Annotated in this window: 24 protein-coding genes; 20 read left to right on the top strand and 4 right to left on the bottom strand. The window is 63.8% G+C overall.

Annotated features, from left to right (window positions below):
* Positions 1–105 precede the first annotated feature (105 nt).
* The 5 genes from LB571_RS06250 to LB571_RS06230 all read left to right on the top strand — a co-directional run bounded on the left by LB571_RS06250 (position 106) and on the right by LB571_RS06230 (position 6,990).
* Positions 106–4,524, top strand: a complete 4,419-nt coding sequence (locus LB571_RS06250; RefSeq protein WP_224592968.1) for a YadA-like family protein — start codon at positions 106–108, stop codon at positions 4,522–4,524.
* 92 nt (positions 4,525–4,616) lie between these two features.
* Entirely contained in the window at positions 4,617–5,165 is a 549-nt protein-coding gene (locus LB571_RS06245; RefSeq protein WP_224592965.1) for an invasion associated locus B family protein, read from the top strand.
* Positions 5,166–5,178: 13 nt separating this feature from the next.
* Complete coding sequence (locus LB571_RS06240; protein WP_224592962.1) at positions 5,179–5,868, top strand: hypothetical protein; 690 nt, start codon at positions 5,179–5,181, stop codon at positions 5,866–5,868.
* Positions 5,869–5,914: 46 nt separating this feature from the next.
* Positions 5,915–6,376, top strand: a complete 462-nt coding sequence (locus tag LB571_RS06235) for a DUF4189 domain-containing protein (protein WP_015315968.1) — start codon at positions 5,915–5,917, stop codon at positions 6,374–6,376.
* Between the two features lie 68 nt (positions 6,377–6,444).
* Positions 6,445–6,990: an invasion associated locus B family protein gene (locus LB571_RS06230; protein ID WP_015315969.1), complete on the top strand. Its 546-nt coding sequence runs from the start codon at positions 6,445–6,447 to the stop codon at positions 6,988–6,990.
* Positions 6,991–7,083: 93 nt separating this feature from the next.
* Here LB571_RS06230 and LB571_RS06225 read toward each other — a convergent pair whose 3' ends face one another.
* The 3 genes from LB571_RS06225 to LB571_RS06215 all read right to left on the bottom strand — a co-directional run bounded on the left by LB571_RS06225 (position 7,084) and on the right by LB571_RS06215 (position 10,909).
* Positions 7,084–8,394: an NRAMP family divalent metal transporter gene (locus tag LB571_RS06225; RefSeq protein ID WP_224592959.1), complete on the bottom strand. Its 1,311-nt coding sequence runs from the start codon at positions 8,392–8,394 to the stop codon at positions 7,084–7,086.
* 145 nt (positions 8,395–8,539) lie between these two features.
* Positions 8,540–10,087: a GMC family oxidoreductase gene (locus LB571_RS06220; protein ID WP_224592957.1), complete on the bottom strand. Its 1,548-nt coding sequence runs from the start codon at positions 10,085–10,087 to the stop codon at positions 8,540–8,542.
* 150 nt (positions 10,088–10,237) lie between these two features.
* A complete protein-coding gene (locus LB571_RS06215) occupies positions 10,238–10,909 on the bottom strand; it encodes a GntR family transcriptional regulator (protein WP_140617621.1) in 672 nt (223 codons plus the stop codon).
* Between the two features lie 169 nt (positions 10,910–11,078).
* Here LB571_RS06215 and LB571_RS06210 point away from each other — a divergent pair, with 169 nt between their 5' ends.
* From LB571_RS06210 to LB571_RS06165, 10 genes are all read left to right on the top strand, one after another.
* Positions 11,079–11,915, top strand: coding sequence for an alpha/beta fold hydrolase (locus tag LB571_RS06210; protein ID WP_140617622.1), 837 nt, complete (start codon positions 11,079–11,081; stop codon positions 11,913–11,915).
* A 44-nt stretch (positions 11,916–11,959) separates the two neighbouring features.
* On the top strand, positions 11,960–13,099 hold the full coding sequence (locus tag LB571_RS06205) for an FAD-dependent oxidoreductase (protein ID WP_140721548.1): 1,140 nt from the start codon (positions 11,960–11,962) through the stop codon (positions 13,097–13,099).
* 67 nt (positions 13,100–13,166) lie between these two features.
* Positions 13,167–13,757: an amino acid synthesis family protein gene (locus LB571_RS06200; protein ID WP_041163678.1), complete on the top strand. Its 591-nt coding sequence runs from the start codon at positions 13,167–13,169 to the stop codon at positions 13,755–13,757.
* Between the two features lie 30 nt (positions 13,758–13,787).
* Entirely contained in the window at positions 13,788–14,246 is a 459-nt protein-coding gene (locus LB571_RS06195) for a YbhB/YbcL family Raf kinase inhibitor-like protein (protein ID WP_015315976.1), read from the top strand.
* Positions 14,247–14,319: 73 nt separating this feature from the next.
* Entirely contained in the window at positions 14,320–15,042 is a 723-nt protein-coding gene (locus LB571_RS06190) for a class II aldolase/adducin family protein (RefSeq protein ID WP_224592940.1), read from the top strand.
* Between the two features lie 104 nt (positions 15,043–15,146).
* Positions 15,147–16,784, top strand: a complete 1,638-nt coding sequence (locus LB571_RS06185; RefSeq protein WP_224593039.1) for a GMC family oxidoreductase — start codon at positions 15,147–15,149, stop codon at positions 16,782–16,784.
* A complete protein-coding gene (gene fhmpcd1, locus LB571_RS06180) occupies positions 16,784–17,713 on the top strand; it encodes a 5-formyl-3-hydroxy-2-methylpyridine 4-carboxylate 5-dehydrogenase (protein ID WP_224592937.1) in 930 nt (309 codons plus the stop codon). Before LB571_RS06185 ends, fhmpcd1 begins: the two co-directional genes overlap by 1 nt.
* Before the next feature lie 60 nt (positions 17,714–17,773).
* Positions 17,774–18,604: an ABC transporter ATP-binding protein gene (locus LB571_RS06175; protein ID WP_015315980.1), complete on the top strand. Its 831-nt coding sequence runs from the start codon at positions 17,774–17,776 to the stop codon at positions 18,602–18,604.
* Entirely contained in the window at positions 18,601–19,416 is an 816-nt protein-coding gene (locus LB571_RS06170; protein WP_140617625.1) for an ABC transporter permease, read from the top strand. Before LB571_RS06175 ends, LB571_RS06170 begins: the two co-directional genes overlap by 4 nt.
* A gap of 39 nt (positions 19,417–19,455) precedes the next feature.
* Complete coding sequence (locus tag LB571_RS06165; protein ID WP_140617626.1) at positions 19,456–20,466, top strand: ABC transporter substrate-binding protein; 1,011 nt, start codon at positions 19,456–19,458, stop codon at positions 20,464–20,466.
* A 35-nt stretch (positions 20,467–20,501) separates the two neighbouring features.
* Here the strand turns inward: LB571_RS06165 and LB571_RS06160 are convergent, their stop codons facing one another.
* Positions 20,502–20,927 (bottom strand): hypothetical protein, encoded by a 426-nt coding sequence (locus tag LB571_RS06160; protein ID WP_140617627.1) that lies wholly within the window; start codon positions 20,925–20,927, stop codon positions 20,502–20,504.
* A 98-nt stretch (positions 20,928–21,025) separates the two neighbouring features.
* On the opposite strand from LB571_RS06160, the gene LB571_RS06155 reads away from it, so the two are divergent.
* The 5 genes from LB571_RS06155 to pldA all read left to right on the top strand — a co-directional run bounded on the left by LB571_RS06155 (position 21,026) and on the right by pldA (position 26,589).
* Complete coding sequence (locus LB571_RS06155) at positions 21,026–22,054, top strand: putative B6 ABC transporter substrate-binding protein (protein WP_224592935.1); 1,029 nt, start codon at positions 21,026–21,028, stop codon at positions 22,052–22,054.
* A gap of 78 nt (positions 22,055–22,132) precedes the next feature.
* Entirely contained in the window at positions 22,133–23,701 is a 1,569-nt protein-coding gene (locus LB571_RS06150; protein WP_224592933.1) for a putative B6 ABC transporter ATP-binding protein, read from the top strand.
* Entirely contained in the window at positions 23,698–24,795 is a 1,098-nt protein-coding gene (locus tag LB571_RS06145; RefSeq protein WP_015315986.1) for a putative B6 ABC transporter permease subunit 2, read from the top strand. The genes LB571_RS06150 and LB571_RS06145 overlap by 4 nt, the downstream gene beginning before the upstream one ends.
* A 3-nt stretch (positions 24,796–24,798) precedes the next feature.
* On the top strand, positions 24,799–25,734 hold the full coding sequence (locus tag LB571_RS06140; RefSeq protein ID WP_224592931.1) for a putative B6 ABC transporter permease subunit 1: 936 nt from the start codon (positions 24,799–24,801) through the stop codon (positions 25,732–25,734).
* Between the two features lie 48 nt (positions 25,735–25,782).
* Entirely contained in the window at positions 25,783–26,589 is an 807-nt protein-coding gene (pldA, locus tag LB571_RS06135) for a 4-pyridoxolactonase (protein WP_224583408.1), read from the top strand.
* Positions 26,590–26,615: the final 26 nt, after the last annotated feature.

Genomic DNA, 26,615 nt, shown 5'->3' with positions numbered 1-26,615 from the left:
CTCACAAGACAGCAATTTCGTGAAATACGGCAAGCAGGAATCATGTCTTCCTGCCGTGGACTGGAATTGTCAGACGATTCCATGCCGGCCAGCGGAGAGGGCACCATGACCGACAATCAGATTTCGAGCGGCTCGCCTGTTGTGCAGCGTCGCGCGGCGCATCTCGCCGGCAACTGGATCGCGAATGCCGATCCTCGCTCTCGCTCGGTTCGCCGTCGTTTGATGGCGGTCTTGCGCATGGCTCATCGCGCGCTGGGTATGGGGCGCAAGCGCCTGGGGCTGGGAACGCTGGGCGTCGGCGGGGCGCCGGCCGCGATGCTGGGCGCCTTCGCGATCGGCATGGCTGCAACGCCGGCCCTGGCGCAATATCAGGCGGGCGGCGGGTCCGCGACAGGCGGCAACGCCGTCGCCATCGGTAACGGCGCCACGGCGAATGGCAATAACAGCACGGCGTTGGGCACCTCAAACAGTGCAACGGGCGACGCTACCATCGCCATCGGCTATGCGATGAGTGTCAATGGCCTCAATTCCATAGGCATAGGCGTGTTCGCGGGCGCGACCGGCGTCAACGCCCTCGCTTTGGGCGGGAACGCCCATGCCAACGGGGACGGAGCAAGCTCGATTGGCGTCAACTCGGTTGCAGCCGCAGGCGCGGCCGCCTTTGGCCTGAACGCGCGTGCCGACGGATTGAACTCGACGGCGATCGGCTACGTTACCCGGGCGACCGGGCTGCGCGCCACCGCGCTCGGGTTTGGGGCAACAGCGTCCGGGCTGGATTCGCTTGCCCAAGGTAATAGCGCCGTCGCAAGCAATCAGAACGCCATCGCCATCGGCTTCCAGGCGACCGCGACCGCGATCAATGCCGTCAATCTTGGCAACCGAACTGTTGCGGGAGGGGGCGCCCTTCAGGAAAGCGCCATCGCCATTGGCACGGACGTACTGGCGTCTCAGGTTGACTCCACTGCGATCGGGCGCCAAAGCAAGGCAACGGGCACGTCCGCCATAGCGATGGGCGTCACAGCCGCGGCATCGGCAACTAACTCGGTCGCCGTCGGCGCCAGCACGGTTGCATCGGGAGCCTTCGGGGTCGCCATGGGTAACCAAGCGCAGGCGCTTGCAGCCGGTGGTGCTGTTGCGATAGGCTCGGGCGCAATCGTTGCCAGCACCGCGACCTCGGGCCTTGCGCTCGGCAACAATGCAAATTCCGGTGGTATTTTATCGGTTGCCGTAGGCGCCGGTACCAACGCCAGCGGCGACAATTCCACAGCCACCGGACGCCAGGCTGTTGCGAGTGGCACAAACGCCTCCTCGTACGGGACAGGATCCAAGGCTACGGGAGACAATTCCCTCGCTGCCGGCGTCAGCTCCAACGCCAGCGGGGTCGCCAGCACCGCGCTCGGCATCGGCGCCGCGGCGTCGGCCACAAGCGCCATCGCCATCGGCAACAATGCCGCGGCCAGTTCCACCAACGCGGTTGCCATGGGCACCAACGCCGTGGCGACCGGCGGCCAAGCCGTCTCGATCGGTGCGAACAACACCGCCTTTGGCGACGGCGCGGTCGCCATCGGCGATCCGAGCTTCGCCAGCGGCACCGGCGCCTTCACCGGCGGCGCCAACAACATCGCCAACAGCGACGGCACGGCGACCGCGACCGGAGCCAATATGGCCAATGGTGCCGTCGCCATCGGCAACAACAACAAGGCGATCGGGCAAGGCTCCGTCGCGCTGGGCAACGGCTCCACCGCGGGCGCCGCCGGTTTCGTCGGCAATGTCGCGCTGGGCAACGGCGCCTCGGCGGCGGCAAGCTCGGGCGACGTGGCGCTGGGCTCGGGCTCGGTGACCGCCGTGGCGGTCGGCACCGCCAGTGGGGTGGTCAACGGCACGACCTATGCCTTCCAGGGCACCAACCCGACCTCGACGGTCAGCATCGGCGCGCCGGGCGCGGAACGCACCATCACCAACCTGGCTGCGGGGCGGATCAGCGCGCTCTCGACTGACGCGATCAACGGCTCGCAGCTCGCCGCCACCAACCAGGCGGTCGACGCCATCGGCGCCGTCGTCAACAACATCAATGTCGGCGGCGGCATCAAGTATTTCCACGCCAACTCGACGCTGGCGGATTCGCAGGCGCTGGGAGCCGATTCCGTCGCTGTCGGCCCGAACGCGGTGGCCAACAATGCCGGCGACGTCGCGATCGGCCTGAATTCGACGTCGGGCGCCACGACCAATGTCGGCGGCACGACGATCGGCGGCGTCAACTACACCTTCGCCGGCGGCACGCCGGCGGGCGCCTTCTCGGTCGGCTCGGCCGGCGCAGAGCGCCAGATCCAGAACGTCGCCGCCGGACAGTTGAACGGCGGTTCGACCGATGCCGTCAACGGCTCGCAGCTCTTCGCCACCAACCAGCAGGTGACGCAGAACACGACCGACATCGCCAATATCGGCGGCAACATCACCAATCTCGGCAACACGATCAACAACATCGCCGGCGACACCTCGGCGATCTACACCAACGCCAATGGCGAGGGCATCCGCTATGCCCGCACCAACGAGACCGGCCTGGCGCAGACCGATTCCTTCGCGCAAGGCGTCGGTTCCACCGCAGTCGGCTACCAGGCGACCGCGACCGGCGTCAGCGCGCTTGCGCTCGGCCGCGACAGCGCGGCCAGCATCGACGGCAGCGTGGCGCTCGGTCAAGGTTCGGTCTCTGACCGCGCGATCGCTCCGGCTTCCGGGCAGATCGCGGCCGGCCCGTCCAACTTCATCCAGTACAACACGACCGACAAGACGCTGCTCGGCGCCGTGTCGGTCGGTACCGCCACGGCCTACCGGCAGATCACCAACGTGGCCGACGGCACGCAGGACCAGGACGCCGTGACTGTGCGCCAGCTGGCGGGAGCGATCGCTGCGGTCTCCGCCACCTCGACGAAATATTTCCATGCCAATTCGACAGCCGGCGACTCGCTGGCGGTCGGAGCGGAATCGGTCGCGGTTGGCCCGACCACGGTCGTCAATGGCGACAATGGCGTCGGCATCGGCAATGGAGCCGTCGTCGACCAGACGGCACCCGGCGGCACCGCCATCGGGCAGAACGCCCATGTCATGCTGGCCGACGGCATCGCGCTCGGCACCGACTCCACCGCCGCCGGCGTGCAATCCATCGCACTGGGCGCCGGCGCCCAAAGCACCTTCGCCAACAGCGTGGCGCTGGGCGCGTCATCCATCACCACGGTCGGCGCGCAGGCCGGCTACACAGCCTTTGCCCTCGGCGCCGCGCAGACATCGGTCGGCGAAGTGTCCTTCGGTGCCGCCGGGGCGGAGCGCAAGCTCACCAATGTCGCGGCGGGTTCGGCCGATACGGACGGCGTCAACGTCTCGCAGTTGCGCGGTGTCTCACAAAACGTTTCCAACCTGTTCGGCGGCGGCACCACGGTCAATCCCGACGGCTCGATCACGGGGCCGACCTACAACATCCAGGGCAACAACTACTCGACGGTCTATGACGGCTTCACCGCCGTGAACAATGCGCTCACCACCATCAACAATGGCGGCGGCATCAAATATTTCCATGCCAATTCGACGCTGGCCGACAGCCTTGCCGGCGGCACCGACGCGGTGGCGATCGGGCCGGAGAGCGTGGCGAGCGGCACCGACAGCCTGGCCGCGGGCCATGGTTCGACGGCCACCGGGCAGGGCGCCGTGGCGCTCGGCCAGGGCGCGCAGGCCAACAATGCCAGCGATGTGGCGCTCGGCTCCGGCTCGGTGTCGCAGACCGCCGTCGGCACGTCCAACACGGTCATCAACGGCAAGACCTACGCCTTTGCCGGCACGACCCCGGACGGCACCGTCAGCGTCGGCGATGCCGGCTCCGAGCGGACGATCACCAATGTCGCCGCCGGACGCGTTTCTTCCGACAGCACCGATGCGATCAACGGCTCGCAGCTCTACGCCACCAACACAGCGATCGAAGACCTGACCAAAACGATCGGCGGCATCGGCGGCACCGTCCAAAACACCGTGCAGTACGACACCGTAACCAATCCGGACGGATCGACGACCAAAATCAACAAGATCACGCTGCAGGGCGGCGATCCGAATGCGCCTGTCGTCATCTCCAATGTCGGCCCCGGCGTTGCCGGCACCGACGCGGTCAACGTCAACCAGCTGAACCTGAACCTGGCCCAGAGCAAGACCTATACCGACCAGGTGGCTGTCACGACGTTGCAACAGGCCAACACTTATACCGACCAGAAGTTCAGCCAGCTCAATTCCGACATCAGCGGCATCAGGGACGAAGCACGGCAGGCGGCGGCAATCGGTCTGGCGGCAGCCTCGCTCCGCTACGACGACCGTCCCGGCAAGCTGAGCGTGGCGGCGGGCGGTGGCTTCTGGCGGGACTCGAGCGCCTTTGCCTTCGGCGCGGGCTACACCAGCGAGGACGGCCGCATCCGTGGCAATGTGTCCGGCACGGCGGCGGGTGGAAATGTCGGTGTCGGCGCCGGGCTGAGCTTCACCTTGAACTGAGGCGGGGACCTGGGGCGGGAATGAACAGGCGAACCGGCCATGTCAGGCCAGGCTCGAATCCGGGAAACCCGTTTGGTTTTCCCGGACTAGCCATGGCATTCCTGACCTGCCTGGCGCTTGCCGGCGGGCTAGCGCCGGCTGCCGCGCAGACGGCTTCGCCATATAGGGTCAAGCCCTCCGACGTGGTCGTGCCGCCGGACGTGAAGCTCGGACAATACCAGCGCACCATCCGTCCCTTCGAGAACTGGACGCTGATCTGCGACGAGAACCTCAAGGCGCGCAAGAAGGTCTGCAACGTCTCGCAGGTGATCGAGGACGGGGCGGGCAAGATGGCGTTCAGCTGGTCGCTCGCCGCCACCCAGGACGGCAAACCCTACATGATCCTGCGCACCGCGCCGAACGCCAGGAGCGATGGGCTGGTATCGCTGAAGTTCGAGGGGCGCGCCGAATCCATCGACGTGCATTTGAACGGCTGCAACGAAATGGTCTGTGTCGGCATGCTGCCGGTGGGACCTCTGATGCGCCAGGAGATAGCGCAGAAGGCGACGCCGGCGATTTCCTACCCGACCGTCGATGGCCAGATCGTTACCGTCACCGCAACGCTCAAGGGGCTGTCCGAGGCCCTTGCGCCAGTCAAATAACCGAGGCAGCACCGTGAGCCAGCAAGACCCGTTCATCTCCGCGACGCGCAGCAACCCGACCGTCGAGCCGGACCGCAAGAGGACCGTCGAGCCGCCGCGGCGTTGGCCGCGCGTCATCGGCTTGTGTGCGCTGGGGCTGGTCATGATGGGCATCGGCTTCGCCGCAGCGAACTATGCCGCGATCGCCGGTCTCGTCGGCACGCCGACGGCCGCTCAGGCCGGCACGGCGACGGCCGCTCAGGCCGGCACGGCGCCGCCCGCGCTGCCGGACTCGCCCTTCCTCCAACACGTCAAGCAATCCGGCGTGCAGGCCTGTTCAACCGTCTATCCGGTGCTCGGACAGCTCTTGACGACCGGCTCGAAATATAGCGTCAAGTCGCTGTGGAGCGACCAGGCCGCCGACAAGCACGCCGTGCAGGCGCTTGTCGGCCTGGACTATGCGACCGAGCACTACAGCGGGCCGGCCGCCGGCATCGTTTTTGCTTCGCCCACCGCCACGGGTTGCGAAGGCACCATGGTGCGGGTGGCGCCGTTCGCCAGCCCCTGCGCCGATGTCACGTCCGCGCTTCCGCAAGGCAGCAAGATCACGGATCATCTCGGACAGGTCGAAGTGTACGAGCTTGGCGGCAACACGGGCGAAGCCCTTCTGCTGCCGACGGGCAACACATGCGTGGTGATTTCCATCGCATCGGCGGCCAAGTGAGAATGTCAGGCGAATGGGCGAGGCGCCCTGGAAAGGATTGCGGACCATGAAATCGCGACGTTTGACAGTCTTGTGCATGGCCTTGCTGTGGAGCGGGCAGGTCGTCTCGGCCGATCTGGTGGAGCCGTCCGAGCCACCGCAGGAGGAGAAAGGCATCTGGGCGGCAATCGCCTACTCCCAGACTGATACCAAATACGGCTTCTTCTGGGGCGCCGACAAGCGGCAGGAAGCGAAGGACATAGCGCAGAAATATTGCGAGAATGCCGGTGGAAAGGCCTGCAACGTCGTTACCGTGTTCCGCAATCACCGTCATTGGACGGACGACGATAAGACCGGATTTCCCTACAAGCATTGCGGCGCGCTCGCCGTGGCAGACAAAGTGGAGCACCGGTTCACCCCGTGGGGCGTGAACTCCGCCGAGACCCGCCGGGAAGCGGAGGATCTCGCCCTGCAAGCCTGCGAGGCAGGGGGGACCCAATGCAAGATCCGTGAATGGGTCTGTACGTGACGATAAACACGGGTCCTCGAGCCGCTACTTCGGGCATTTGCCCGGCACCCAAGAGAAGGCAGCATTCATTGGTTCGTAGACAGCTTTTCCCGAAGGCAGCCGTCATCTGCGCGGCTGCCTTCGCCGCTTCGGTGCCGGCCGTTTTCGCGCAACAGCAGCAGGCTTCGCTTCCCAATGGCGCATCGTCGCTCCAGGAAACCTATCAGGACTGGCAGCTGGCCTGCGGCATGCAGGACAATGCCCGGGTCTGCACGGTCACGCAGGACCAGACGCAGAAAAACGGCCAGAGGCTTCTGGCCGTGGAACTGCGCGTGGGGCAGAAGGGCGGGCTGATCGGAACCTTGCTGCTGCCCTTCGGCATCCTGTTCGAGCCCGGCGTGACGCCCCAGATCGACGACCAGCCGCCCGTCGGGGCGTTGAAGTTCAGGACCTGCCTGCCGAACGGCTGCGTGGCGCTGTTTCCGATCGACCGGGCGCTGATGCAGAAGCTCAAGGCGGGCACCGAGCTGAAACTCGACGTCACCACCGCGGCCGACACCAAGCTGAGTTTTCCGGTGTCGCTGAAAGGCCTTGGCGCCGCCCTCGATCGCATGGTCGCGCTGAGCGCACGTTGACGAGGGTGCCCTACGCGACTGCCGGCGGATGCCAAGGTCCTCGTCCCCTGCGGGCGCTCAGCGTCATACCGGAGCCTGACCCGGTCGGTCATTTCAAAAGGCCCATTGCAGCGCGAGGCCGATAACCGACAATCCCATCGCAGTCGTCGCGAGCCAGCCGAGAAAGCGCAGCCAGCCCTCGACGGGGAATTCGCCCATGATTTCGGAACGCCCGGTCATCAGCATCATGACGACCATTACGGGGACCGCGCATATGCCGTTGATGACGGCGCTCCAGTAAAGCGCCTTGATGGGATCGATCGGCGTCAGCATGATCCCCATTCCCAGCACCACGGCGGCGGCCAAGGTCGCATAGAACGCCATCGCTTGCTTCGGCTTGCGCTCCAGCCCCACTGGCCAGCGGCGCGCCTCGCCCACGGCGAAAGCGGCCGAGCCGGCGAGAACCGGCACGGCGAGAAGGCCAGTGCCGATAATCCCCATCGCAAAAATCACAAAGGCGAATTTGCCCGCGACCGGCTCCAGGGCCTTGGCTGCGTCGGTGGAGGTATTGATGTCGGTCACCCCGGCCTTGTGCAGGGTGGCGGCCGTCGTGACGATGATTGCAATGGCGATCAGGTTCGAAAAAGCCATACCCACCAGGGTGTCGGCGCGAATGCGCTGGAACGCTCGCGGCGCCTGCCAGGGTGCCCATTTCAAAGGCTTGGCCTTCGGGTCGATCTTCTCCTCTTCGACCTCTTGCGATGCTTGCCAGAAGAACAGGTAGGGAGAAATCGTGGTGCCGAGTATGGCCAGAAGCGTCGTGAAGAACGCCCGGCTCCATTCGACATGCGGAACGACGATTCCCTTGAGCGCCTCGCCCCATGGGATATCAGCCAGAAACGCGGCCACCACGTAGGCAAAGAGGCTCAGCGTTGTCCATTTCAGGACCGTGACGTAGCGGCTGTAGTCGAGGAAGACGATCGCCAAAACGCATGCCACGCCGAACGCAACGACGTAAAGCGAGCTTGGGCCGCCCACCAGCAACCACAATGCATCAGCCATCGCGCTCAGGTCCGCCCCGATGTTGATCACGTTGGCGGCGAACAAAAGCAAGGCTACAAAATACATCAGCGGAGACGGGTAGTGCCGTGCGAGGTTGCCGGAAATACCTCGACCTGTCGTCCGGCCTATTCGCGCTGCTATCTCCTGGATCGCGACCATGAGCGGAAAGGTGAAGACCATCGTCCAGCCGACATTGAACCCCAACTGGGCGCCCGCCTGGCTGTAGGTGCCGATGCCCGAAGGATCGTCGTCCGAAGCGCCTGTGATGAAACCAGGCCCGATTGTGCGCAGCAGCTGCTGGAATGGCCCTTTTGCCCGAAGATTGCTCTGTTTCTCAGTGACTTCGGCGCTTATGTTGCTCATGCAGGTGCTCCAAATAGCGGGTCCCTTCCGTAATCCGCCTGAAGCAAAATTCGGCGATCGCCATTCGGTTCCGTTAGCTATCGCTGAAACGCCGTTGGTGCCGTGTCGCCCGGTCGTGCTTGCTTTGCCGGCGATATGCTATTTCTCAGGCGCGAGATCGAGCGAAGGTCTCGGCGATCGCGAGAACCGCGGCGTGTATAGGTCCCGCGGTGAGACTGGGCATGATCGACGCGTCGACGACAAAAAGATTGTCGAGCGCCTTGAGCCGCAGATCCGCATCGACGACGGCGTCCGGGTCCTTGCCCATCCTGCAAGTGCCACAGGGATGATGGTGCGTGATGACCGACTGCGCGATGAAGTCGTCCATGTCAGCCGCGCTGTTCAGGCTGCCTGGCAGGAGTTCGCGCTCGCGCCAGCCGGCGAGTTCATCCCGATGTCCGATCGTCCGGGCTGCCTCGAGCGCCTGGCGAAACAGCGCACGGTCCCGGCCGCTTTGCAAATATGCGGGGTCGATGATCAACCGATCATCGAGCTCCGGCCCGCTTATGCGCACGCTGCCGCGGCTCATCGGATGGGTGATCCCGAACAGCAGCGAATATGCCGTGCCGGCGGCAGGCGCCTGAAAGCGTTCGGACACGATCGGCGCGATGCCGCAACCAACGACAATTTCGGGCTGACCGGTACCGGTGAACCCGTCGGCGCGCATATAGGCCATCGATTCCGAGTGCTGGAGGCGCGATGGAGGAACGGGCCTGCGAGCCGCATAAAGATTGCCGGCGCCAAGCAGGTGATCCTGAAGGTTTCGACCGACTTCCGGCATATCGATCAAGCAGCCAACGCCGGCGGTATCGAGCATGTCGTGCGGACCGATGCCCGAGCGCATCAGCAAAGCCGGACTTTCCAGCGCGCCGGCGCAAAGGACAATTTGATCCGCGAGGATTTCGACCGGACCCTGTCGCCCCACGATTTCGAGGCCGTGGACCCGATTGCTCGCCAGGTTAAGCCGCCGCACTCGCGATCCCGTGAGGATGGTCAGGTTCTCGCGGCCTCGAACAGCCGGCGTGAGCCAGGCGTCCGCCACCGTAACCCGCCGCCCATCGCGAATGTTCAAGGAGTTCGGGGTGACGCCGATCATCTCCCCGCTGTTGTGCCCTTCAAGACGCGGCAGGCCGAGCGAAGCGCCGGCTTCGATAAACGCGCGCGCGACCGGACTGACCTCGTCGGCCGGCAAATGGACGGGCATCGGCCCGCCCTTGCCGTAAAGGCCGTTGCCGCCGAGCGGGTGATCCTCGATAGCCCGAAACGCGGGCAGCAATTCATCCCAGCTCCATCTGTTATCGCCGGTCGCGTCGACCCATGCCTGGAAGTCCCGGGGATGACCACGCATGTAACCCATCGCGTGCAGGCAACTCGAGCCGCCGACCACCCGCCCGCGCGCCCAGCGATGCACCCGGCCAGCGGTCCCGGCTTGCGGCTCCGTGCGATAGTCCCAATCGTAGCCACGGCCCTGAAGTGCCGGCCATGCGGCGGGGTTCCAGATGTCGGGATCCACCGCTTCTTCGCCTGCCTCGATCAGCAGAACGCGGCTGTCCGGCTTTTCACTCAGTCGCGCCGCAAGCAATGCGCCAGCCGACCCGCCGCCGACGATGACGATATCGGCATCCCGTTCGCGCTCAAAATTCGCCCAGCTCATCATCACTCCATCTGACGCTTGCGTATTTGGATGGTCGGCAAGTTTGGCGCCGGCACGAGGTGGCCTACGCATCGACCGTTCGCGGACAGTCGATCCGCGACATCGTCAAAGGCTTCGGGTTTCAGGCGGAGCAACTGTCTTTCGAAAAACTCAAATCGCGCTGTCCATGGACATCTTCGCTGCCGCTTTGGCCTTCAACAGGTGATTTTTGGAGGCCTTGCGGGCGGCCTTCTCGTCGCCGGCGGCGATGGATTCGTATATCTCCTTCATCTCCGCCAGGCTGCTCTGTGCCCTGCCATCCAAGGACATCGATCGTCCGCGAAAGAAGCTGATCCTGGCCACAAGGCCACGATGGACCTCCTCAAGGATGGGGTTGCCGCAATTGGCCAGTATGATCGAATAGAAGTCCGCGGCGGTCATGACCTGTGCCAGGCTGTCATTGCTGGACGCCGCCGCTTCGAACGCGGAAAGAGATTTCTCGAGTTCAAGCAACTGCTCCGGGGAAATTCTCGACGCGCAGCGTCCCGCGGCCTCGACTTCCAGCAGCTCTCGAACCTCGTAGATGGCGGTTGCCACCTCCCACGTAAGCGACGGTATCGACGGCCCGCGGTTGGGGACGATCTCGATCAGGCGCTCGGCCTCGAGACTGCGCAAAGCCTCCCTTAGCGAAGGGCGACTGATGCCGAGCTGTGTGCACAGCTGACTTTCGATGAGGCGGCTTCCCGGCTGGAACAATCCGGAGAAGATGGCGAGCCGTAACTTGTCGACGGTCTCGCGTTGAACTGTTCGTGGGGAAATTCGCAAATTCAAATCTGGAGGCATCTCTAACGTCTCATCGGTTTGAGTCGCAATCTCCTAACCAGCATACGTCACGCCGTGGAAAATAGCCAGATTGTCAAATCTGAAGATTGCAAGAATGTCAGACAATCTGCTTGACGTCCTTCTGGCTGTATGATCCTTTTGACCGAGACGGGCAGTGACGGTGAGGATCATGAACATTGCGGCAGGGATAGCTTCCGACCAATTTGGCTCGCGACGCATCGACACCGGCCGCATCACCTTGAATGCGCGCGAGGCGGGCAACGGCCCGTTGATGCTGTTTTTCCATGGCATTACCTCCAATTCCGCGGTCTTCACGCCGTTGATGGCTCGGCTCTCGGATCGCTTCACGGCCGTGGCCGTCGACCAGAGAGGGCACGGCCACAGCGACAAGCCGGAAGGCGGTTACGATGCGCATGACTATGCCGACGACATTGCCGGCTTGATCCGCACCCTCGACCGGGGTCCTGCCATCCTCGTCGGACATTCGCTTGGCGCGAGAAACTCCGTCACGGCAGCCGTGCGACATCCGGAACTGGTGCGGTCGGTCATCGCAATCGACTTCACGCCCTATATCGAGACCGAAGCGTTGGATGCGCTGGAAGCCCGGGTAAACGCGGGAAGCCAGCTTTTCGAGGATATCAAGGCCGTCGAAGCCTATCTTGCTGGCCGCTATCCGAACATTCCCGCCGACGCCATCAGGATCCGAGCCGAGAGCGGCTATCAGCGGGTCGACGGCGGGCTGCGACCATTGGCGTCGCCCGCGGCCATGGCCCAGACGGCCAAGGGCCTGCGATCGGACCTGGTGCCCGCCTATCGGGATGTGGCGAAGCCCGTCCTTATCGTTCGGGGCGAGGCGAGCAAATTGGTTTCGGCGGCGGCGCTGGCAAAAACAAGCCGGCTGCGGCCCGATCTGCCCGTGGTCGTCGTTCCGGGCGCCGACCACTACGTCAACGAGGTATCTCCCGAGATCACGCTGAAAGCGATCACGAATTTCATCGACGCCTGACGGCCCAGCACGCCGTCTTCTTGTACGCAGCATCAGGATAGAAAATGGCCAATGTAAACAAAACCCAGGGTAAGGCGCGCCGTGCCGAGGTCGCTGGCGGCGGCTTTGCCGGTCTGACCGCCGCCATCGCTCTGAGGCAGAACGGTTGGGATGTCAGGCTGCACGAAAAGAGCTCGGAGCTGCGGGCATTCGGCGCGGGCATCTATCTCTGGCACAATGGCCTTCGCGTGCTCGAAGGACTGGGTGCCCTGGATGATGTTCTCCAAGGTTCGCATACGCCCCCGACCTACGAGACCTGGATGCATAACAAGTCGGTTTCCAAGGAGACCTTCAACGGCCTTCCGTGGCGCATCATGACCCGGAGCCACCTGCATGATGCCCTGGTCAACCGCGCCCGCGCGCTGGGTGTCGACGTATCGGTCAACTCCGAAGCGGTCGCCGCCGATCCGGAAGGCCGCCTGACGCTTCAGACGGGAGAGGTTCTCGAAGCCGACCTGATCGTCGGCGCCGACGGCGTTGGCTCCAAGGTCAGGGACTCCATTGGCTTCAAGCAGGACCGATGGGTCTCCAAGGACGGTCTCATCCGGCTGATCGTGCCTCGCAAGAAGAAGGAACTCGGTCACGGCGAGTGGGACAACACCATAGACATGTGGAACTTCTGGCCGCGCGTTCAGCGGATCCTCTACTCGCCCTGCAACGAGAATGAGCTTTATCTCGGCCTCATGGCTCCAGCCGCCGATCCGCGGGGGTCGCAGGTGCCGATCGACCTCGAGGTCTGGGTCGAGATGTTCCCTTTCCTGGAGCCGTGCCTGATCGAGGCGGCGAAGCTGAAAACAGCCAGGTACGACAAGTACGAAACGACCAAGCTTGACAGCTGGACAAGAGGCAAGGTCGCCCTGGTGGGAGATGCCGCGCATGCGATGTGTCCGGCTCTTGCCCAGGGCGCCGGTTGCGCGATGGTCAATGCCTTCAGCCTGTCGCAAGATTTGGAGACTGGCTCTTCGGTCGAGGACGCGCTCGTCGCGTGGGAAAAGCGCATTCGCCCGATCACCGATCGCTGCCAGGCACTGTCCGGCGACTATGCGGCGAACCGCTCGCTCTCGAAGGGAAACATGTTCACGCCGGCGGCATTGGAAGCAGCCCGCTACGACCCGCTGCGCGGCGTCTTCTCATGGCCGCAGTAGCATCGGACGAGCCGCTCAACGCATTAATCGGCGCGCGCGCAAGCTGCGCTCCCTTCAGGAGATAAAGATGAACTATTCCAGTGAAGTCGAACGGGACTACGATGTCAGGGGGTGGTACGCCTCGGTCCAGGAAAGCCGGCATGATGGGGGCCAGCCTGGCGAGACCCTCGTCAAAGTCGCGACTGGCGTGGTCATACGCAATCCGTTCGCCGGAAAGTTCGTCGCCGAACTGTCCGACCTGACCAATCCCAGTTCAGCCATCGGTCATGCGCTCGGCGAGCGGGCGGTGGCGCTGCTCGGCAACAGGCCGGTCGAAAGCTATGGCAAGGGCGGTATCGCGGGCACATCCGGCGAGCAGGAACATGTCGTCGCCTGCATCACCACGGTGTTCGGAGATCCGCTGCGCCAGCAAGTGGGCGGCGGCAAGGCCTGGATCTCGTCGGTCAGCAAGGTCGCCGCAGCCGGCACATCCATCGATATCCCGCTTGCCCACAAGGACGAGCTCTACATCCGTTCCCACTATGATGCCGTCACATTTTCGGTGCCGGATGGCCCGCGCCCCGATGAGCTTTTGATCTGCGTGGCCGTCGCATCGGGTCCGCGCGTTCATCAGCGCGTCGGGGGCAAATCCGTCGCCGACCTCAAGGCCGGTGTCTAGTTCGATCGAAATTGGCGAAGGACGAATTCCATGCCCCTGAACATCAAGGACCTCAAGATTACGTCAGCGGATTTCAAGCCGCTCGGGAAGTTGCGCGACGAGCATGCCGGCGACAAAGGCAATGTGTTGCCCAGGCTTACGGTCAGCGGCGTCCCCGCGGGCACGAAGGAACTCGCGGTCATCTGCCATGATCCCGACGCGCCCTTGCCCAACGGCTTCACCCATTGGGTCGTCTACGGCATCGATCCGTCGACCACCGATCTTTCGGACGCGCAGGAAAAGTTTCGCGTCGGGCCAAACGGCGCCGGCGGCAAGCAGTATTACGGGCCCCAGCCGCCTGCAGGCCATGGAGAACATCACTATTACTTCTGGGTCTATGCCCTGGACACCAAGGTCGAAGGGACGCCTACCAGGGAGGAGTTCCTGCAGAAATATGCCGGGAACATCATCGAGCAAAACCGGATCGTTGGCCTCTACGAAAACAAGTGAAATCCGCGACGCCGGCGACCGATAACTAAGAATAAAAATGGTCGCCAGCGCCGCGCAATGGGAGAATTTGGAAATGAAAGACAACAGCCCAGCACACCAGACCGTCTTCGAAGAGCTGGTCACGGCGACGAAGATCCTTCAGAACGAAGGCATCATGGATACGTTCGGGCACATCAGTGCCCGTGACCCCCAGGATCCCCAAAGCTTCTTCCTGGCACAGAAGCTTGCTCCGAGCCTGATAACCGTCGACGACATCCAGCGTTTCAATCTCGACGGCGAGACGTCGGACAATCGCCCGTCCTATCTTGAGCGCTACATCCACAGCGAGATCTACAAGGCGCGGCCCGACGTTCAGTGTGTGCTCCACACCCATTCTCCGGCTGTCCTGCCGTACTGCTTCGTCGACACGCCGCTTCGGCCGGTCACCCACATGGGAGCTTTCATCGGCGAGAAAGTCCCGGTCTACGAGATTCGTGACAAGAATGGCGACGAGACGGATCTCTTCGGCGGCAGCCCCGGGATCTGCGCTGATATCGCCGAAAGTCTCGGCAACCAGACAGTGGTGCTCATGGCGCGGCATGGCGTCGTCAATGTCGGCAACTCCGTGCGTGAGGTCGTCTTCCGCGCCTTCTATCTCGAACAGGAAGCGGCAGCGCTCACGGCCGGCCTGCGGATCGGCAACATCAAATATCTGTCGCCGGGCGAGATAAAGACGGCAGGAAAACTCGTCGGCGCCCAGATCGATCGAGGATGGAATCACTGGTCGCAGCGTCTGAGAGAGGCCGGCCTGGCCTAGTGCCGGCCGCCTAGAGGAATACCTAGTCCTAGCCGGGACGGTCCAGGCTCGGTTTCAATAGTTCCCTGGCGCAGGAGCGCCGGACCAAGGCAATGAAACGCACCATGCCGCACGCGGAAAGTTACGACTACATCATCGTTGGGGCCGGATCGGCCGGTTGCGTGCTCGCCAACCGGCTGAGCGCCGACCCCGGATGTTCGGTGCTGCTGCTCGAGGCCGGCGGCTGGGATCGCGACCCCATGATCCACATCCCGCTTGGCTGGGGCAAGATCCTGACCGAGCGACGTCACGACTGGATGTATTTCTGCGAACCGGAAGACAATGTCGGCGGACGCAGGGTCGAGTGCGCCCGCGGCAAGGTGATCGGCGGGTCGTCGTCGACCAACGCCATGGCCTATGTGCGGGGAAATCGCGGCGATTACGACCGTTGGGCGGCCAGCGGGCTCCATGACTGGTCGTACGACAAGGTGCTGCCCTATTTCCGCAAGCAGGAAAGCTGGGAAGGAGGCGCGAACCATTTTCGCGGCGGCAATGGCCCGGTCAGCACCCAGTTCTGCCGTTACAAGGACCCGCTGATCGACGCGTTTGCGCAGGCCAGCGTGCAGGCAGGATATCCACAGACGGACGATTACAATGGTGAGCGGCAGGAAGGTTTCGGCCGGCTCCAGATGACGATCTCGAACGGTCGGCGCAGTTCGACCGCGTCCGCCTATCTGCGGCCGGCCCTGAAGCGACCCAATTTGACCGTGCTGACCGGAGCGACGGCGACGAAGATCACGCTGGAGGGCACGCGCGCCACCGGCGTGGTTGTGAACCATGGCGGCGGCCAACGGTCGGTCGTCGCCCGCAGGGAAGTCCTGCTCTCGGGCGGCGTCATCAACACGCCGCAACTTCTGATGCTGTCCGGCATAGGGGCGCCAGAGGAGCTCGCGACGCACGGTATCCAGACGCGGGTCGACCTGCCGGCGGTCGGCAAGAACCTGCAGGATCACGTATCGGTCATTCTCATGTACCGGCGCCGGGGGCCGGGCGGCCCTTTCCTTCGCAACATGCGTGCCGACCGGATTGGGTTCGATTTCGCCAAGACCTACTTCACGGGACGTGGTTTCTCGGGAGATGTGCCCGGCGGGGTCGTCGCGTTCCTGAAAAGCGGCCCGGAGCGTCCGTTGCCGGATGTGCAACTGCTGTTCACGGCCGCCCCGCTCGCCGCGTGGCCGTATTTCGAGCCGTTCAAGGCGCCGTTTCCGGACGGGTTCGCCACACGGATCGTGGCGACGCAGCCTGAAAGCCGGGGCGCGGTGAAATTGGCCTCGGCCGATCCTCTCGCGGCGCCATTGATCCACCAGAATTTCCTCGCCTCGCCGAAGGACTGGGGCTCGCTTCGGGCCGGCTTCCGAGTGGCGAGGGACCTCGCGTCGCAGCCCTCCATGCAGCCCTTCATCGAGGCGGAGTTTTTCCCTGGCCCGAAATGCCAGAGCGACGACGAGATCGATGAGCATATCCGCAAGACCTCCATCACCGTGCATCACCCGGCGGGAACCTGCCGGATGGGCGCCGACGCGGCCTCGGTCGTCGACCCGCAATTGCGGCTTCGCGGCGTCGACGGCCTGAGGGTGGTGGACGCTTCCGTCATGCCCGACCTGGTCTGCGGAAACATCAACGCGGCGGTGATCATGATTGCCGAGAAAGCCGCCGATCTCCTCGCGGCATCAAAAGCGGCAACGCAAAGCAGGGCAGCATAATGATCCAGCGTATCGCCATCATCGGTCTGGGTACGATGGGGCCTGGCATGGCCGCCCGGCTCGCCAGAGGCGGCCTGCAGGTCGTCGCCTACGACGTTGCCCCGGCTGCGATCGAGCGCGCGGGGTCCATGCTGGGCGTGGCCGAGAGCGTTCTCGACGCCCTGGGTATCGCGGCGCCACCGGCCGGCGCCGGAACGGTCCGCTTCACGGATGACATCGCAGACGCGGTATCGGGCGCCGACCTCGTCATCGAGAACGTTCCTGAAAACATTTCGATCAAGGCCGATGTCTATCGCACGATCGACAGCCTGATCGCATCGGACACGATCGTCGCGTCCGACACGTCGGGCATCCCGATCACCAAGCTGCAGGCGCACATCTCCCATCCCGAGCGGATGGTGGGCATGCACTGGTCGAACCCGCCGCACATCATCCCGATGATCGAGGTGATCGCAGGCGAAAAGACCGCGCCGCATATCGTGACGACGATTCGCGAGCTGATCCGCTCGATCGGCCTCTTGCCGGTGGTGGTGAAGAAGGATGTTCCGGGCTTCGTCGAAAACCGCGTGCTCTATGCGTTGCTGCGCGAGGCGGTCGACCTTGTCGAGCGCGGTGTCATCGAGCCGGAAGATCTCGACACCTGCGTCTCGTGGGGCATCGGCTACAAGATCGCGGTCATCGGGCCGATGGCGCTGCTCGATATGGCGGGCCTCGATATCTACAAGTCCGTTTCGTCGTTCCTCAACGCCGATCTCTCCAATCGCGACGATGTCGCGCCGATGGTGCTGGAAAAGACGAACGCGTCGAAGCTCGGCATCAAGTCGGGGGAGGGCATGTTCTCCTACACGCCCGAGCAGACAAAGGCGCTGCAGGCCGAACGGGCGCGCAAGCTCGTCGCGGTGCGGCGCATCCTGGAGGGCCGGGAGTAGCCATGACACATCGTGCTCAGAAGGCCGGTCGGGTTGGGGCACCGCTTGGAGGGCCAAGCCATGCGTGTTGAAACCATTCGGGCAGCCGGCGGCCGGCCGGCCCATATACGTCACGACGACCTGATCTCCGCCAAGGGCGTTTCGGTGGTCATGGCCAGGCAATTGGTTCTGCAGAACATCGATCTTTCGGTACCGAAGGGCTCGTTTGTTTCTCTCATTGGTCCTTCCGGTTGCGGCAAGAGCACCTTGCTGAAGGTTCTGGCCGGACTTGTAAATCCGACAAGCGGCAGCGTTTCGATCGCCGGGCTTTCGCCGGTCGAGGCGGCGCGCAAGCGCATGATCGGCCTCGTCTTCCAGGACGCCAACCTTTTGCCGTGGAAGAACGCCGTCGACAACGCTTCCATGCTGCTCGGAATCGCCGACAAGTCGCTTTCGCGCGCGCAACTACGGACGCGCGGACAGGAGATGCTTGAGCTGGTGGGCCTGGGCGACAGCGCCCACAAGCGTCCGAACGAATTGTCAGGCGGCATGCGCCAGCGCGTCGCCATCGCGCGGGCGCTGGCGCTCGATCCGGCGGTGCTGCTGATGGACGAGCCGTTCGGCGCGCTCGACGCCATTACCCGCGACCAGATGGGTCAGTCGCTGCTGGAGATCTGGCAGCGCACCGGCAAGACCATCGTTCTTGTCACCCACTCCATCGACGAGGCCATTCATTTGTCTCGCCATGTTCATGTGCTGGGGATCAAGCCCGGCCGGATCACCGAGAGCCTCGATATTGGCCTGCCCTATCCGCGCGATCTGTCGGTGACGGAAGATCCGGAGTTCGTCAGGCTGGTGGTTCAACTGCGCACGATGCTGCGCGCCAGCCACCAACCGGGAGGCGTGTCATGAGCGATCAACCCATCACCAATCCCTCCGACTCGCGGCTTGCGTCCGGCTGGGTGGCCGCGACCGGGAGCTGGCTGCCGGCGGTCATACTTTTGCTGGCGACGATCGTCGTATGGGAAGCCGTGGTGCGGATTTTCGCTATCTCCGCCTTCATCATTCCTGCCCCGTCCGAGATCGCGCAATCGCTGGTCGCGCAATGGGCTACGCTGATGCAAGCGACACTGGTGACGGCAGGCGAGATCCTGTTCGGGTTCCTTGTCTCCGTCGTTGTCGGCGTCGCCATTGCGCTGGTCATCGTGCGCTTCGACTGGCTGGGGCGAGCGCTTTATCCGCTGGTGGTGTTGTTCCAGAACGTGCCGAAGGTGGCGCTGGCGCCGATCTTCATTCTCTGGTTCGGCTATGGGCTCGCGCCCAAGATCGGCTTGATCCTGGTCATCGCCTTCTTTCCGGTGACATTGTCGATGCTGGCCGGCATGCAGTCGGTCGACCGCTCGCTGCTGTCGCTGATGAATTCGGTCGGCGCCAGCCCGACGCAGATCCTGTTCAGGATCCGCGTTCCGCATTCGCTGCCGAACCTGATGGCGGGAACCAAGATCGCGGCCACGCTGAGCGTGATCGGCGCCATCGTCGGCGAATTCGCCGGCGCCTCGGACGGCTTGGGCTACGTCATCCAGTTCGCCTCGACCCAGCTCGACACCGCACTGGTCTTCGCGGCGCTGCTGCTCGTCTCCGTGCTCGGCATCGCCTTCTACTACGCCGCCGAAATCCTCGAACGCATCGTGGTGCCATGGGCACCGAAATTCAGCCGGACCTAGGCCTCTCGATCAACCACCGTCAATAAAAAAGGAACAAAAATGCTGAGACGCTCACTTATCAAGGTAGCCACGCTTGCGGCCTTTGCCGGCGCGCTTGGCTTCTCGAACGCGGCGCTGGCGGCTGACAAGGTCACCGTCCAGCTCGATTGGGTGGTGCGCGGCAACCACGCCATGTTCTTCGTCGGCAAGGAAAAAGGCTTCTTCGCCAAGAACGACATCGACGTCGCCGAAATCCGCAAGGGTTCGGGTTCGCCGGATGCCATGCGGCTGGTGGGCAACGGGAACGCGGATTTCGGTTTCGGCGATCTTCCCACGCTCGCCGTGGCCCGCTCGCAGAGCGTTCCGGTGGTGGCGGTGGCAGCCGTCAACCAGCACTCGCCGCTGGCAATCATGTCGCTCGCCAAGACGGTGAAGCTCACCAAGCCGGCCGATCTCAAGGGCCTGACCATCGGCATTCATCCAGCGGGCTCGACCTACATCTTTTTCAAGGGCTTCCTGGCGGCCAACGGCCTGACCGAAAAGGACATGACGCTGAACAGCGTCTCGCCGCCCTATGAAAGCTATCTGCTTCTCGGCCGGGTCCAGACGGTGGTCGGCTATGTCGACGCCGAGGTTCCCGAACTGGAGGCCAAGGCGGGCGGTCCCGGTTCGCTCAGCATCATGATGGGCGCCGACCATGGCTGGAAGGCTTATGGCTCCGGCCTGTTCACCTCGGAGACAATGATCAAGGACAAGCCGGACGTCGTCGCCCGTTTCGTCAAGGCCTACAGGGAAGCCTTCGACTATGTTGTCGCCCATCCGGAAGAAGCCGCCGAGATCACTGCCAAGGCTGCTCCAGGCTATGCCGACAAGAAGGATGTGCTGCTGGCGCAGATCAACGCCGACATCGCCTCCACCTTCACCAGCCCCGACACCAAGGATCACGGCCTCGGCTGGATGACGAAGACGCAGTGGGAGGAAACGCTGAAGACGCTCACCGACCAGGGCGTGCTCAAAGCCGCGCTATCGGCCGACGACGTCTTCACCGACAAGTTCCTGGCGAAGGAATAGGGCACGATGGCCCGGACGGACCGATCAATGAGCGCCTACCGGCATGCCAGGCTGTCCTGCTCCATGCCGCAGGACACCTCGCGCTCGCCTTTGGCGGCGTCGGTTCGGTCGAGCGCGATCTGCCCGCGCGTGGCATATGCGCGACCCGCGAGGCCACACCACAGGCGCTCGACCGGCAGGTTTTCGCGCTTGTCGTTGAGGATGGTGAAGGTGCCGGTCTTGGGATCGAACCAGAGTTCGACACGAGCGCTCATGCCCGGCTCTATCGTCGCTATCCCTTCTGAATACCAGTGGGCGAAGTCGGCGTTGCAGGACACACCTTCCTTGCCGGCATTCGAAATCGTCAACGGCACCATATCGAGCCCGTCGGTTCCCTTGCGGACGATCACATGGTGCAACTCAACCGCGTTGGCAAGCGATGTGAACGCCAACATCACGGGGAGGACATAACGGATTTTCACTTTGCCTGAGCTCCATGGGTAGCTTTCTCAGGCAGTCTATCTCGCTTGTGCGCAATAACAATAAAAATATTGATTGGAAATCAAACAGAGAGGGTAACATGTTAAAGATCCTGAAGGGTAGCGTAAGTGCATTAATACTGTCTGGTATCTTGACGGGCGGCGCGCTTGCCGGCGAAGTCAAGTCGATCGCCATCCTCACGCCTGAAGAAGGCACGGACTATGGCTGGAACCAGCAAGGCATCGACGCCGCCAAGGCAGCCGGCAAGGCAGCCGGCGTCGAGGTGGTCGTGGCGCAGGGCCTCGGCTATGGCGATGTCCGTCCGACGCTGCGCGAGCTCGCGTCCGACGGCGCCAGCCTGCTGATCGCGCATGCCAGCGGCTACAACACCTCGGCACCCGAGATCGCCAAGGAACTGAAGGTTCCGGTAGCGATCGTCGATACGCCGAACGGGCTGGAGAAAGGCCTCGTCGCCGACTACACGCTGAGCGGCCACCAGGGCGCCTATCTGGCCGGCCGTCTCGCCGCCAAGATGTCGCGCTCGAAGTCGGTCGGCATCGTCGTCTCCGGTGAACCGCCATCGTGGAACTCGCAATCGGCGGCGTTCGCGCAAGGGGTGAAGGCGGAGAACCCGGACGTCAAGATCACCTATGCGGTGATCGGGCCGGCCGCCTACAGTGACGCTGCCGGCGGCAAGCGCGTCACCGAAAGCGTTATCGCCTCGGGCGCCGACATCATTTTCGGCCAGGGCAACGGCTCCAGCTTCGGTATGCTGCAGGCAGTCGAGACGACAAAGGCCGCCGATGGCGGCAAGGTCTATTTCATCGACGTCATCGGCGACAAGTCGCCAATCGACAAGGGCTTCCTGCTGTCGTCGGTGGTGTGGAACATCGAACCGGTCTACGCGGCGATGATCGCCGACCTGAAAGCCGACACGTTCGGTACCAAGCATTATTCGATCGGCCTCAAGGACGATTCCGTGCAGTTGCTGAAGACCGCCGCCATCCCCGACAACATCTGGAGCGAAATCCAGGCGCTGCGCGAGGACGTCATTTCCGGCAAGATCAAGGTCGAGCCAGTCTATGACGCGGCCGCCGTCAGGGCACTGATGACAAGCGTCGCCCAGTAAGGCGATCAGAAGTCGGCTGCCGGAGGGGCGATCGGTTCGCCCCTCCGGATATTTCCCGTTTTTCAGTGCTGGGCTTTCATGAGCAGTCTTTCTTCATCGCCCGTCGACAGCCGCGACATCGTCGCGCTCGAAGCCGTGACCAAACGCTTTCCCGGCATCGTCGCCAATGACAGCGTCGACCTGTCGATCCGCCCTGGCGAGGTGCATGTGCTGCTTGGTGAGAACGGCGCGGGAAAATCCACCTTGATCGGCATGCTGTCGGGCCTGCAGCAGCCGGACGAGGGGCGCATACTTGTCGACGGCAAGCCGACGCCGATCACGTCGCCGCGCCATGCGCTGGCGCTTGGCATCGGAACGGTGTTCCAACACATGATGCTGGTGCCCACCCTGACGGTCGCCGAGAACCTGCTTCTTGGCGGGCCCTGGTGGCAGCGTCCGAGGACCGAAGAGCTTGCGGCCCGCGTGGCCGAGATCACTGGCAGCCTCGGCATCACGGTAAAACTGCATGCCAAGGTTTCGGAACTCTCGCTCGGTGAGCAGCAGCAAGTCGAAATCCTACGCGCCATGGTGCGCAACAGCCGGCTGCTGATCCTCGACGAATCCACCTCGATGCTCACGCCGAAGGGCATCGAGGAACTTGGCGCGCTGATGCGGCGCCTCGTCGAACAGGGATTGGCGATCGTCTTCATCACCCACAAGCTCAAGGAGGCGGCCGCCTTCGGCGACCGCATCTCGGTTCTCAAGCTCGGCCGCAAGGTGGGCGAGATCCCGCCCGAGCGGTTTCGCGCACTCGGCGAGCAGGAGATTATTTCCGAGATCGTGGAGTTGATGTTCGGCAAGCAGAAGGACGATCCCGAAGCGGTCGAACGTCCGGCCCGCGCTGTCGATGCCAGTGCCGCGCCTCTGCTTCAGGTCGCGGATCTGACGGTCGCGCCGACCGACAATGCACCCGGCCTGTCGTCGATCTCCTTCGACATCCGCCCGGGCGAGATACTCGGCATCGCTGGTATCGATGGCAACGGCCAGAAACAACTGGCGGAGGCCTTGGCCGGTCAACGGGCGGCGACCAGCGGCTCGGTCCGGCTGGAGGACACCGCCATCGAGGCGCTGAGCGTCGGCGAACGCCGCCACCGCGGTCTTCGCTACCTGACCGACGACCGGCTGGGCGAGGGCACCGTCGGCACGTTCCCTGTCTCCATCAACTTCTTCCTCAAGCAGGTCGGGGCGGCGCCCTTCTGGCGCAGCGGCGTCGAGCAGCGCGCCGAGATCGACAGGCGTGCCGCCGAGCTCGTGCGCGAATACGATGTGCGCACGCCAAGCCTGAAGACACCGGTGGCGCGGCTTTCCGGCGGCAACATCCAGAAGGTGCTGCTGGCGCGGGAACTGGCCGAAGGCGCCAAGGTGGTGATCTTCAACAAGCCGACCTATGGGCTCGATCTCGCCAACACGCTGGCCTCGCGCCAGCGCATCCGCGACACGGCGGCACGCGGCCTTGCCGTGCTCCTGATCTCCACCGACCTCGAGGAACTGCTCAGCATGTGCGACCGTATCGCCGTCATTGCCAATGGTGCGCTGGTCGGCACCGTCGCCAATGCCGACGATGCCCGGACCAGGGTCGGTCGCCTGATGATCGGACTTGCCGCATGAGCATCGACACCGCACCCGCCGCCGGCGCCACCGCACTCGATGCCACGAGCGCAGCCGCCACGCGGCGCGACATAGTGCACCGGCTGCTGATGACGCTTGGGCCGATCCTTGCCGCCCTCGTCATCGCCGGCTGCATCCTGCTTGCCGTCGGCGTCGACCCCCTCGCTTATTATGGCTATGTGCTGGAGAAGGGCCTCTTCTCGCCGCTCGGCATCCAGCAGACGCTGACGCGCATGGCTCCACTGCTGTTTCTCGCCGCCGGCCTGATCGTTGCCTTTCGCGCCGGCATGTGGAATCTGGGCGGCGACGGTCAGTTCCTGCTCGGCGCCGTCACGGCGGCGGCCAGCGCTCCCGTGCTGGTGCAGGTCATGCCAGCCTGGCTGGCGTTGTTCTGCGCGTTCCTGATTGCCATGCTGGTGGCCATGATCTGGTCGCTGGTGCCGGCGCTGCTGCGCGCCTATCAGGGTGTCAACGAGATCATCACCACGCTGATGATGACGTTCCTCGGCACGTCGCTCGCCAACGTGCTGGTCAAGCTGGTGTTTCGCGATCCCGGCACGACCGTGCCGCAGACCCGCACGCTGCCGGTGGAAGACCGGCTGCCGCGCCTGTTCGAAACCACCATCACCAGTGGCCTGCTGCTCGGCCTGGCGGTAATCATCATCGTGCATCTGGTGATGACGCGTACGGCATTCGGGCTGAAACTGAGGATCGTCGGCGCCAATCCGCGCGCCGCGGTTCATGCGGGGCTGGGCGTGCCCGGCCTGACGATTGCCGTCTTCGCCATTTCCGCCGGGCTCGCCGGCCTTGCCGGCGCTGTCGACATCATCGGCGTGCAAGGCAATGTTCGCGCCGACTGGAATCCAGCCTATGGGCTGGCGGTCATTCCGGCCGTGTTTCTCGCCCGCATGAACGGCTTTGCCGCGATCGGCTTCGTGTTCCTGCTCTCCGTATTGTCAATCGGCGGCGAGAGCGCGGCGCGGCGGCTTGGCGTGCCCAATCACTTCACGCTGGTGCTGGTCTCCATCGTGCTGATCGTGCTCGCCTTGGCCGAATATGTCGACCACCGTTATCATCAGTCGAGAAAGGCGTAGGGCATGACCGGGCTCTTCAGCGAAGTCTTTCTCAGCGCATTGCTGTTTGGCGCCGTCACCGCCGCCATTCCGCTGCTGCTTGCCGGGCTCGGCGAGCAGATGTCGGAAAAGGCCGGCGTGCTCAACATCGGCATCGAGGGCATGATGCTGGCCGGCGCTTATCTCGGCTTCGTCGGCGCGTTCTATTCGGGATCGCTGTGGCTAGGCTTTCTCACCGGCGCTGCGGGCGGCGTCGCGGTGGCGCTGATCATGGCGCTGCTTTGCGTGCGCATCGGGCTGAACCAGATCGTCATCGGCATCGCGCTGACGCTTGGTCTCGAAGGCCTGACGGCGCTGCTCCATCATTTCCAGTTTTCGCGCAGCTATCCCCGCCTGCCGGCGGCGGACGCAACCGTCATTCCGCTGCTGTCGGACATTCCGGTGCTCGGCCCGGCCTTCTTCAGGCATCACTTGATCGTCTATCTGGCGGTCGCCCTGGTGTTCGCCATGAGCCACCTCTACCGCCGCACGCAGCTCGGCCTCAACCTGCAGGCAGCGGGCGACAAGCCGGCCGCGCTCGATGTCGCCGGCATCGACGTCATCAGGACCCGCACCATCGCGGTGCTGACGACCGGCGCGCTGGCGGGGCTTGGCGGCGCCTACCTCGCCAATGTCGGAGCGGGCCTGTTCATTCCGTTCATCACCAATGGCGCCGGCTTTCTCGGCATCGTGCTGGCCATGCTGGCGCGGGGACGGCCGATCTGGGTGCTGTTTGGCGCTCTTCTGTTCGGCGTGTGCCTGTCGCTGACGACGGCCATGCAGGTGGCGGGCATCAACATACCGACCGATGTCATCCAGATGCTGCCGTTCCTGGCGGTGATGATCATGCTGGTGCTGTTCGGGCGGCGGGCCAGCCTGCCGGCGGCACTGGGCATTCCATACGAGCGCGGCGCGCGCTGAGAAAAACCAGACGCGCGGATGGAACCCGCGCCGGAAAAGGAGGCAACAATGTCGGATACCAAGGTCTACCTGCTCGACGGCGGCTCACTTGTCCTCGACGGCTATCATGTGTTCTGGAACCGCGGCCCAGGCGGCGAAGTGCGCTTCCCCGTCTATTCGATCCTGATCGAGCATGCCGAGGGCCGCTTCCTCATAGATACCGGCTATGACTACGACCACGTCATGAAGGTGCTGCCCTTCGAGAAGCCGATCCAGGAAAAGCACCAGACCATTCCCGGCGCGCTGGCGCTGCTCGGGCTGGAGCCGAAGGACATCGACGTGGTCGTCAACTCGCACTTCCATTTCGACCATTGCGGCGGCAACAAGTATTTCCCGCACGCCAAGAAGATCTGTCACCGTTCGGAGGTGCCGCAGGCGTGCAATCCGCAGCCTTTCGAACATCTCGGTTATTCCGATCTGAGCTTCTCGGCGGAAGCGGCGGAGGCACGTGGCGCGACCGCGCAATTGCTGGCAGGCACGACACGGGCCAACTCGACTTTCGAGGGCATCGACGGCGACATCGAGCTGGCCAAGGGCGTCAAGCTGATCTCCACCCCCGGCCACTCGATCGGCCATTACAGCCTTCTGGTCGAGTTTCCCAAGCGCAAGCCGATCATGTTCACGATCGACGCCGCCTACACGCAGAAGAGCCTGGAAACGCTTTGCCAGGCGGCCTTCCATATCGACCCGGTCGCGGGCGTCAATTCAATGCGCAGGGTGAAGAAACTTGCCGAGGATCACGGCGCCGAGCTGATGTACTCGCACGATATGGACAACTTCAAGACCTACAAAACCGGCACACAGTTCTACGGCTGATCGCCGCCAATCCGGAGACCAAGACC

The sequence above is a fragment of the Mesorhizobium sp. BR1-1-4 genome (assembly GCF_020165375.1).
GTDB lineage: Bacteria > Pseudomonadota > Alphaproteobacteria > Rhizobiales > Rhizobiaceae > Mesorhizobium > Mesorhizobium australicum.
Note: the sequence above shows the minus strand (reverse complement) of the source record. Positions and strands in the feature narration are given on the sequence as shown.